General features: G+C 65.5%; 10 protein-coding genes and 3 tRNA genes. 12 read left to right on the top strand and 1 reads right to left on the bottom strand.

Annotated features, from left to right (window positions below; translation table 11 throughout):
• The first annotated feature begins 173 nt into the window (after positions 1-173).
• A complete protein-coding gene (gene gph / locus DBV14_RS31290) occupies positions 174-908 on the top strand; it encodes a phosphoglycolate phosphatase (RefSeq protein ID WP_124465534.1) in 735 nt (244 codons plus the stop codon).
• Between the two features lie 71 nt (positions 909-979).
• Here gph and DBV14_RS31285 read toward each other — a convergent pair whose 3' ends face one another.
• The gene (locus tag DBV14_RS31285) at positions 980-1,537 is read right to left on the bottom strand and encodes a chalcone isomerase family protein (protein ID WP_124465537.1); all 558 of its coding nucleotides are present in this window, start codon (positions 1,535-1,537) and stop codon (positions 980-982) included.
• 434 nt (positions 1,538-1,971) lie between these two features.
• On the opposite strand from DBV14_RS31285, the gene trpE reads away from it, so the two are divergent.
• From trpE to DBV14_RS31230, 11 genes are all read left to right on the top strand, one after another.
• Positions 1,972-3,474, top strand: coding sequence for an anthranilate synthase component I (gene trpE / locus DBV14_RS31280; RefSeq protein ID WP_124465531.1), 1,503 nt, complete (start codon positions 1,972-1,974; stop codon positions 3,472-3,474).
• Entirely contained in the window at positions 3,471-3,863 is a 393-nt protein-coding gene (locus DBV14_RS31275; RefSeq protein WP_124465528.1) for a GxxExxY protein, read from the top strand. The genes trpE and DBV14_RS31275 overlap by 4 nt, the downstream gene beginning before the upstream one ends.
• Positions 3,860-4,444, top strand: coding sequence for an aminodeoxychorismate/anthranilate synthase component II (locus tag DBV14_RS31270; RefSeq protein WP_124465526.1), 585 nt, complete (start codon positions 3,860-3,862; stop codon positions 4,442-4,444). Before DBV14_RS31275 ends, DBV14_RS31270 begins: the two co-directional genes overlap by 4 nt.
• A 6-nt stretch (positions 4,445-4,450) precedes the next feature.
• Complete coding sequence (gene ltaE / locus DBV14_RS31265) at positions 4,451-5,509, top strand: low-specificity L-threonine aldolase (protein ID WP_124465523.1); 1,059 nt, start codon at positions 4,451-4,453, stop codon at positions 5,507-5,509.
• 16 nt (positions 5,510-5,525) lie between these two features.
• Positions 5,526-6,188 (top strand): LysE family translocator, encoded by a 663-nt coding sequence (locus DBV14_RS31260; RefSeq protein WP_124465520.1) that lies wholly within the window; start codon positions 5,526-5,528, stop codon positions 6,186-6,188.
• A 21-nt stretch (positions 6,189-6,209) separates the two neighbouring features.
• Positions 6,210-7,232 carry an anthranilate phosphoribosyltransferase gene (trpD, locus tag DBV14_RS31255; protein WP_124465517.1) on the top strand — a complete coding sequence of 341 codons (1,023 nt, stop codon included), beginning with the start codon at positions 6,210-6,212 and terminating at the stop codon, positions 7,230-7,232.
• 30 nt (positions 7,233-7,262) lie between these two features.
• Positions 7,263-8,063 carry an indole-3-glycerol phosphate synthase TrpC gene (gene trpC / locus DBV14_RS31250; protein WP_124465514.1) on the top strand — a complete coding sequence of 267 codons (801 nt, stop codon included), beginning with the start codon at positions 7,263-7,265 and terminating at the stop codon, positions 8,061-8,063.
• Positions 8,060-8,767, top strand: coding sequence for a uracil-DNA glycosylase (locus tag DBV14_RS31245; protein WP_124465512.1), 708 nt, complete (start codon positions 8,060-8,062; stop codon positions 8,765-8,767). The genes trpC and DBV14_RS31245 overlap by 4 nt, the downstream gene beginning before the upstream one ends.
• 107 nt (positions 8,768-8,874) lie before the next feature.
• Positions 8,875-8,960 (top strand) — tRNA-Tyr (locus DBV14_RS31240).
• A 65-nt stretch (positions 8,961-9,025) separates the two neighbouring features.
• Positions 9,026-9,099 (top strand) — tRNA-Gly (locus tag DBV14_RS31235).
• 42 nt (positions 9,100-9,141) lie between these two features.
• A tRNA-Thr gene (locus DBV14_RS31230) sits at positions 9,142-9,216 on the top strand.
• The last annotated feature ends 89 nt before the right edge of the window (positions 9,217-9,305 follow it).

The following is a 9,305-nucleotide window of genomic DNA, read 5'->3' as shown; positions in this document are numbered from 1 at the left end:
TCGCACGCGCCCTGAATGAACCCGCACCCGCACCCGCTCCAAAACAGCGGCCCCAAGAACAAGAGCGCCCAGAAACAGCAGCAGCAACGGCGCGATGACACGCCATGTTTTCAACTCTAATAAGAGGGCTGCGTCACCGCGCCGCGAAAACCTCTGAACTCCAGTCGCCTGCCTTGAACACTCTTCCTCCTGACCTCTCCCGCTTCGACGCCGCCATCGTCGACCTCGACGGCACCATGGTCGACACGCTCGGTGATTTCGCCGCGTCGCTCAACCGCATGCTCGACGACCTCTCGCTGCCCCACGTCGCACCCGCCGCCATCGAAGTGATGGTCGGCAAGGGCTCCGAGCACTTGATTCTTTCGGCGCTCGCGCACGTCATGACGCCCGCCGGCACCACACCCACCCCCACCGCCGCCGAAGCCGCCGCGCTGAAGGCCAGGGCCGAGGCGCTGTTCGACAAGGCCTGGGTGCGCTACCAGCATCACTACCTGGCCATCAACGGCCAGCATTCCGCCGTGTACCCGGGCGTCATCGACGGGCTCGAGGCCCTGCGTGCGCGCGGCCTGCGGCTGGCGTGCCTTACCAACAAGCCGACCTCGTTCGCCAAGCCGCTGCTGGCCGCGAAAGGGCTCGATGGGTTTTTCGAGATGGTGTTCGGCGGCGATGCCTTCGAGCGCAAGAAGCCCGATCCGCTGCCGCTGCTGAAGACCTGCGAAGCGCTCGGCACCGTGCCGGCGCGCACGCTGATGGTCGGCGATTCGAGCAACGACGCGCGCGCCGCGCGCGCGGCGGGCTGTCCGGTGGTGCTGGTCAGCTATGGCTACAACCACGGCGAGCCGGTGCGCGGCGTGGACGCGGATGGCTTCGTGGATTCGCTCGCCGAGCTATCGGCGACGGCGGCCTGAGAAAAGAAAAAAGGAGAAGAGGAAGAAGCGCGAACGAGGAAGGACAAGCGCGCGCTTGCCGCCTTCCGCTTCTACTGCTTGCCCAGCAGCGCGTCCTTCAGTTTCCAGTCGGCCGGATTCGGGCCGAGCCAGATGCGCAGCAGCGCATTGAAGAAGGCCGGCTCCTTCACCGGATCGGGCTGCGCCACGCCGCGCACGGTAATGACGGTGCCGGTGCCCGGCAGCCAGTCGATGGTGAAGGTGTCGCCGGTCTTCAACTGCTTCTGGTCCGCGAACATCTGGCCCATGCGCAGCAGCCCGGGGATCAGGTTGACCATCTCGCTCTTGGGCGAGTTCTCTTCCACGCCCTTGGTGAAGAGCTTGCCGAGTTCGTTGGCGTCGATGTCGCGCAGCATCGTGATGGCCACGCGCTTGGGGCCCGGCGCGGCCAGGGCCTCTTCGGTGGTGGAGACCTTCTTGCCCACGTACAGGCCGGCCGTGTAGACCTTGAAGATGGCCTTGTAGCGAACGCCCGCGCCGTTGAGCTGCAGGGCGGTGCCGCGCAAATCCATGCGGTCTTCGAGCTTGACGCCAGCCACGTCGACCTGCGCGGCAGAGGCGCCGAGCGCCGCGGTGGCAAGGCAGGCCATGGCGGCCAGCCGGGACAGCCGGGGGAGTCGCGAGAAGGGCGAAAGCAGGGAGAACACGGTCGGGAGCGAGAGTGCGAGCAAGTGAGCCTCCTGGAATTTGCGAACGGTCGTGCGAATGTATCTTTTTGTTTTACGGCGCGGCCTTCGGGGGAACCCTGAAGCCAGGGCAAGTCGCGCTCTATTGCACGCTCGGGCGTTTTCGTGGGCTAAACTCGGCTTTCCATGTTCGTTCATCACATCAATCAAACAGGTGAAGGCAGCCGGGGAGCCTGGCCCTGGCGTCGCCATACATCGCCGACTGTTTGATTGCACGGCGCCTGCCGTGCGCCCGCGGTTCCGAGTCGACACGCATACTTCGACGCCGGACCCACCCGTGAATGACCTTGCCACCGGCCAGCCAAAGCAGCGCCGGGTGGCAATTGGAGAACGAATCCGTGATCACCGAACTTGAATTCAAGAGCCTCAGCGCCCAGGGCTACAACCGTATTCCCCTGATGGCCGAGGCCTTTGCCGACCTCGAAACGCCCCTTTCCCTGTACCTCAAGCTGGCCCACTCGCAGGGCGGCGGCAAGCACAGCTTCCTGCTCGAATCGGTGGTGGGTGGCGAGCGCTTCGGGCGCTACAGCTTCATCGGCTTGCCGGCGCGCACGCTGCTCCGCGCCACCGGCTTCGGTGCCGACGCCAGGACCGAAGTGGTGACCGATGGCCAGGTGGTCGAAACCGTCATCGGCAATCCGCTGGACTTTGTGGCGGCCTACCAGAAGCGCTTCAAGGTCGCGCTACGGCCTGGCCTGCCGCGCTTTTGCGGCGGCCTGGCCGGCTACTTCGGCTACGACACGGTGCGCCACATCGAGCGCAAGCTCGAAAAGAGCTGCCCGCCCGACACGCTGGGCTGCCCCGACATCCTGTTGCTGCAGTGCGAAGAGCTGGCCGTCATCGACAACCTTTCGGGCAAGCTCTACCTGATCGTCTATGCCGATCCGAAGCAGCCCGAAGCCTATGCCGCCGGCAAGCGCCGCTTGCGCGAGCTGAAGGAAAAGCTCAAGTACTCGGTGAGCGCGCCCATCGTGAAGCCCACGCAGGCGCATCCGCCCGAGCGCAGCTTTGCAAAAGCCGACTACATCGCGGCCGTGGAGCGGGCCAAGGAAATGATCGCCGCTGGCGACTTCATGCAGGTGCAGGTGGGCCAGCGCATCAGCAAGCGCTACACCGAGTCGCCGCTGTCGCTGTACCGCGCGCTGCGTTCGCTGAACCCCTCGCCCTACATGTACTACTACCACTTGGGCGATTTCCATGTGGTGGGCGCGTCGCCCGAGATCCTGGTGCGCCAGGAGAACACGGGCGATGGCGAACAGAAGATCACCATCCGTCCGCTGGCCGGCACGCGTCCGCGCGGTGCGTCGCTCGAACTCGACAAGGCCGCGGAAGAAGAACTCATCAACGACCCGAAGGAGCGCGCCGAGCACGTCATGCTGATCGACCTCGCGCGCAACGACATCGGGCGCATCGCCAAGACCGGCACCGTGAAGGTGACCGAGGCCTTCGCGGTGGAACGCTACAGCCACGTGATGCACATCGTGAGCAACGTCGAAGGCACGCTGAAAGACGGCATGACCGCCATCGACGTGCTGAAGGCCACGTTCCCGGCCGGCACGCTGACCGGCGCGCCCAAGGTGCACGCGATGGAACTCATCGACCAGTTGGAGCCCACCAAGCGCGGCCTCTACGGCGGCGCCTGCGGCTACATCAGCTACGCGGGCGACATGGACGTGGCCATCGCGATCCGTACCGGCATCGTGAAAGACCAGATGCTGCACGTGCAGGCCGCAGCCGGCGTGGTCGCCGACTCGGTGCCTGAGCTGGAATGGAAAGAAACAGAGGCCAAGGCGCGCGCACTCCTGCGTGCCGCCGAACTGGTCGAGGAAGGCCTGGAATGAGCACCGCACCGGATATTCAAAACGACTTTTCGCACGAGATCATCGGCGCCGCCGTCGAGGTGCAACGCGTGCTCGGCACGGGGCTCGACGAGGGCGCTTATGCGGCCGCGCTGGCCATCGAGCTGGCCGAGCGCGAGATCGGCTTCACGCGCGACGTGGCGCTGTCGGCCACCTACAAGGGCCGCTCGCTGGGCGAGGTGTACCGCGCGGGCTTCGTGATCGAGCAGTCGGTCATCGTGGAGCTCAAGGCGGTCGATGTGCTGACCGACCTGCACCGCGCGCAGGTGCTGGCCGCGCTGCGGCTGTCGGGCCTCAAGCTGGGCCTGCTGATCAACTTCAACGTCTTTCCCGTGGTGAAGGGCGTGCACCGGATTGTGAGCAAGCCATGAAGCTGCTGATGATCGACAACTACGACAGCTTCACCTACAACATCGTCCAGTACTTCGGCGAGCTGGGTGCGGATGTGCGGGTGCATCGCAACGACGAGATATCCGTCGAGCAGATCGGTGAACTGATCGCCTCGGGCGTCACGCGGCTGGTGGTGTCGCCGGGGCCGTGCTCGCCGGCGGAAGCGGGCGTGTCGGTGGCGGCCATCGAGGCCTTCGCGGGCAAGCTGCCGATTCTTGGCGTGTGCCTGGGCCACCAGGCCATCGGCGCGGCCTTCGGCGGCAAGATCGTTCGCGCACAGCAACTCATGCATGGCAAGACCAGCGAGATCACGACCACGCGCGAAGGCGTGTTCGCGGGACTGCCCGAAAGGTTCGTCGTCAACCGGTATCACTCGCTCTCGATCGAGCGCGAGAGCTGCCCGAAGGCACTGGCTGTCACTGCCTGGACCGACGATGGCGAGATCATGGGTGTTCGGCACACCGGGTTTGCGCATGACGTGCGCATCGAAGGCGTGCAGTTCCACCCCGAATCCATCCTGACGGAGCACGGCCACGCCATGCTCAAGAACTTCCTGGACTGACCCACCATGACCGATCGCACCTCCATCGTTGATCTGCGCAGCGACACCGTCACGCAACCCACGCCCGCGATGCGCGAGGCCATGATGGCGGCGCCGCTGGGCGACGACGTCTTCGGCACCGACCCGAGCGTGAACGCGCTGCAAGAGAAGATTGCCGCGCTGCTGGGCTTCGAGGCCGCGCTGTTCGTGCCCACCGGCACGCAGAGCAACCTGTGCGCCATCCTGTCGCATTGCGGCCGTGGCGACGAATACATCGTGGGCCAGCAGGCGCACTGCTACCGCTGGGAAGGCGGCGGCGCCGCGGTGTTCGGCAGCGTGCAGCCGCAGCCGCTCGACCATGCGTCCGACGGCACGTTGCCGCTCGCGCAGATCGAAGCGGCCATCAAGCCCGACGACGCGCACTTCGCGCGCACGCGGCTGCTGGCGCTGGAGAACACGCTGGGCGGCAAGCTGCTGCCGTTCGAGTACGTGCAGGCTGCGACGGAACTGGCAAAGCGCAAGGGCCTGCAACGGCATCTGGACGGTGCGCGTCTCTTCAATGCCGCCACGGCGCAGGCTGCGCAGAACAAGCGCAGCGACATTCGCGCCGAAGCCCGCCGCATTGCGCAATGCTTCGACAGCGTGTCGGTCTGCTTCAGCAAGGGCCTGGGCGCGCCCATCGGCTCGGCGCTGGTCGGGTCGCGCGAGTTCATCGCGCGGGCGCATCGCGTTCGCAAGATGGCGGGCGGCGGCATGCGTCAGGCAGGCCTGCTGGCGGCTGCGGCTTCGCATGCGCTGGACCACCACGTCGACCGCCTGGCAGACGACCATGCACTGGCCCGGCGCCTGGCGCAAGGGCTCGAAGGCATCGAAGGCCTGACGGTCGAGGCGCCGCACACGAACATCGTGTTCGCCGACCTCACGGGTGCGGCGCAGTCGCGTTCGTCGGAACTGATTGCGAGCCTCAACAGCCAGGGCATTCTCGCGACGGGGCTGTATCGCCTGCGGTTCGTGACGCACCTCGATGTGGATGCGGCCGGCGTCGATCGCGCCGTGGCCGCGATTCGCGCGTTCTTCAAATCCTGAACCCGGCGAGGACGCGATGCCCGATCTTCCCCATCTGCTCGCCTTCATCGCCGCCGGCTGGCTGCTGAACCTCACGCCGGGGCCCGACGTGCTCTACATCGTGACGAACTCGCTGCGCTCCGGCGTGCGCGCCGGCATCGTCGCCGGGCTCGGCATCACCGCCGGTTGCTTCGTTCACATCTTCGCGGCGGCGGTCGGCGTGGGCACGTTGATGGCAACGTCGGCGGCGGCCTTCACGGTGCTCAAGTACATCGGCGCGGCCTATCTGCTCTACCTTGGCGTGCGCATGGTGCTGTCTCGCGCGGCGCCGCCCACGGACCTGGGCAAGGCCGCTGCCGCGGTGAGCGGAGAGCGCGGGCTCAAGGCGATCTTCCTTGGCGGCTTCTGGACGAATGTGCTCAACCCCAAGGTGGCGTTGTTCTTCCTGGCTTTCGTGCCGCAGTTCATTGCCCCCGGCGCCGACGACAAGGCCCTGTACTTCGTGCTGCTGGGCGTGCTATTCAACCTCAATGCGATCCCCGTCAACGTGGGCTGGGCCCTGGCCGCGGGCTGGATGGCGCGCCGCGGCGCCGTGCAGAAGGGCATGCACTGGCTGGACCGCGTGGCCGGCGTCCTGTTCATCGGCTTCGGCCTCAAGCTTGCGTTCACCGACGCGCCGGCCGTTCGCGTCGGCCACTGACATCTACCGAGGAGACTCCCCATGATCACCCCCCAGGAAGCGCTGCAGCGCACCATCGAGCACCGCGAAGTCTTCCACGACGAGATGCTGCACATCGTGCGGCTCATCATGAGCGGCGAGTGCACGCCCGTGATGATGGCCGCGCTGATCACCGGCCTGCGCGTGAAGAAGGAAACCATCGGCGAGATCACCGCCGCCGCGCAGGTGATGCGCGAGGTGTCGACCAAGGTGCCGGTCAAGGACACGACGAATCTCGTGGACATCGTCGGCACCGGCGGCGATGGCTCGCACACCTTCAACATCTCGACCTGCTCGATGTTCGTCGCGGCCGCGGCGGGCGCCAAGGTCAGCAAGCATGGCGGGCGCAGCGTGTCGAGCAAATCGGGCAGTGCCGACGTGCTGGAGGCGCTGGGCGTGAACATCAACCTCAACCCGGAGCAGATCGCGCGCTCCATCGAGGCGTGCGGCATCGGCTTCATGTTCGCGCCAAACCACCATCCGGCCATGAAGAACGTGGCACCGGTGCGCAAGGAACTGGGCATCAAGACCATCTTCAACATCCTGGGGCCGCTGACCAACCCGGCGGGCGCGCCGAACATCCTGATGGGCGTGTTCCACGCCGACCTGGTGGGCATTCAGGTGCGCGCGCTGCAGCGGCTGGGCACCGAGCACGCGATGGTTGTCTATGGCCGCGACGGCATGGACGAAATCTCGCTCGGCGCCGCCACCATGGTGGGCGAACTGAAAGACGGCGAGATCCGCGAATACGAACTGCACCCGGAGGACTTCGGCTTTGCCATGTCGAGCAACCGCGCGCTGCGCGTGGAAACGCCCGAGCAGTCGAAGGCGATGCTGCTGGGCGTGCTCGACAATCAGGCCGGCCCCGCGCTCGACATCGTGCTGCTCAACGCCGGTGCCGCGCTGTATGCGGCGAACGTGGTCGATTCGGTGGCGGCCGGCGTGGAGCGCTCGCGCGCCGCCGTGGCCTCGGGCGCGGCGAAAGCCAAGCTGGCGGAACTGGTCAAGGCCTCCACGACCGTCTGAGTCCGCAACACATCGAAAGCAGAACAAGCCATGTCAGACATCCTCGACAAGATCGTCGCCGTCAAGCGCCAGGAAGTGGCCGCCGCGCTGAAGCGCACGCCGCTCGACGCCATTCGTTTCGACGCCGAAAGCCGCGTGCTGACGCGTGATTTCGAAGCCGCATTGCGCGCCAAGATCGCAGCCGGCCAGGCCGCCGTGATCGCCGAAGTCAAGAAGGCCAGCCCGAGCAAGGGCGTGCTGCGCGAAGACTTCATTCCGGCCGACATTGCGCAGAGCTACGCCGAAGGCAACGGCACCATCAGCGCGGCCTGCCTCTCGGTGCTGACCGACAAGCAGTTCTTCCAGGGCAGCGTCGACTACCTGAAGCAGGCCCGCGCCTCGTGCGACCTGCCGGTGCTGCGCAAGGATTTCATCGTCGATGCGTACCAGGTGTACGAGTCGCGCGCGATGGGCGCCGATGCAATCTTGCTGATTGCCGCGTGCCTGGACGATGCGCAAATGAAAGACTACGAAGCGATTGCGCGCGGGCTCGGCATGTCGGTGCTGGTGGAGGTGCACGACGCGGCCGAACTCGACCGCGCGTTGAAGCTCAAGACGGCGCTGATCGGCGTCAACAACCGCAACCTGCGCAATTTCGAGGTGTCGATCCAGGCCACCATCGATCTGCTGCCCAGGTTGCCGGCCGACCGGCTGCCGGTGACCGAATCGGGCATTGCCACGCGCGAAGACGTCGCCACGCTGCGTGCGGCGGGCGTCAGTGCATTCCTGGTCGGCGAAGCGTTCATGCGTGCCAAGGAACCCGGCGAGGCCCTCGCTGCGTTGTTCCAATGAGCCCGCCCGACCATCTGTCGAGCAGCGATCCCGCCGACTGGCCGGTGGCGCCGGGCTGGCAGCCGCTGGTCGATGAATTCTTTGCCGGGGCCGTCGGGCAGAAGCTGCTGGGTTTTCTGCGCGAGCGCCTCGATGCCGGTGCGGTGATCTTTCCGCCGCAGCCGTTGCGCGCGCTGGAACTGACGCCGCCCGAAGACGTGCGCGTGGTGATCCTGGGCCAGGACCCGTACCACGGGCGCGGCCAGGCCGAGGGGCTGGCGTTCTCGGTGGCGCCCGGCGTGGCGCTGCCGCCGTCGCTTCGCAACATCTTCAAGGAGTTGCAACGCGACCTGGGCACGGCGCCACCGCCGTTTCCGAACCCGGGCGGCAGCCTGGTGAAGTGGGCAACCCATGGCGTGCTGCTGCTCAACACCTGCCTGACGGTCGAGGAGGCCCAGCCGGCCAGCCATGCGGGCCGGGGCTGGGAAGTGCTGACGGATGCCGTCATTCGCCATGTTTCGGCCGGCGAGAAGCCTGTTGTTTTTATGCTATGGGGTTCGCATGCGCAGAGTAAGCGTGCGTTGATCGACGTTGGGCACCATAAGGTGCTGATGTCGAATCATCCGTCGCCGCTTTCGGCGTTGCGCCCGCCCGTGCCGTTCATTGGCTGCGGACATTTCGGCGAAGCGCGTGCGTGGCGGGAGGCGCAGCAATCGCAGGGGTGAACTTTGGGCAATAATCGTGGGCTTGGCCTCGAGGCAGTTTCTCCGCATCTTCTTGATGCTGGGGTTTCTGAGTAGTCACAAAATCGTGCTATATTTCGAGGTTCGCCGGAGAGGTGGCCGAGTGGTTAATGGCAGCAGACTGTAAATCTGCCCTCTTACGAGTACGCTGGTTCGAATCCAGCCCTCTCCACCAGCGATGAATTTGGTTTCTAAGAGCGATTGGATCTAGCGCTTTGGGTGCCTTGAAGTGCCCCCGATGCGGGAGTAGTTCAATGGTAGAACCCCAGCCTTCCAAGCTGATGACGCGGGTTCGATTCCCGTCTCCCGCTCCAGAGACCCGGTTCGGCGCCGGAATGCGATTTGGTTAGACAAAAGCCCTTTTGGCTCAGTGGTAGAGCACTCCCTTGGTAAGGGAGAGGTCGCGGGTCCGATTCCCGCAAAGGGCACCAGTTTTTGGGGGTTGCAACGGCAGCATTGCAACCCATCTGCATACGTTGAAATCGTTTTTTTCGGAGTCGAAAAATGGCAAAAGGTAAAT

The organism is Variovorax sp. KBW07, assembly GCF_003852515.1.
Classification (GTDB): domain Bacteria; phylum Pseudomonadota; class Gammaproteobacteria; order Burkholderiales; family Burkholderiaceae_C; genus Variovorax.
This window is presented reverse-complemented; position numbering and strand designations above follow the sequence as displayed.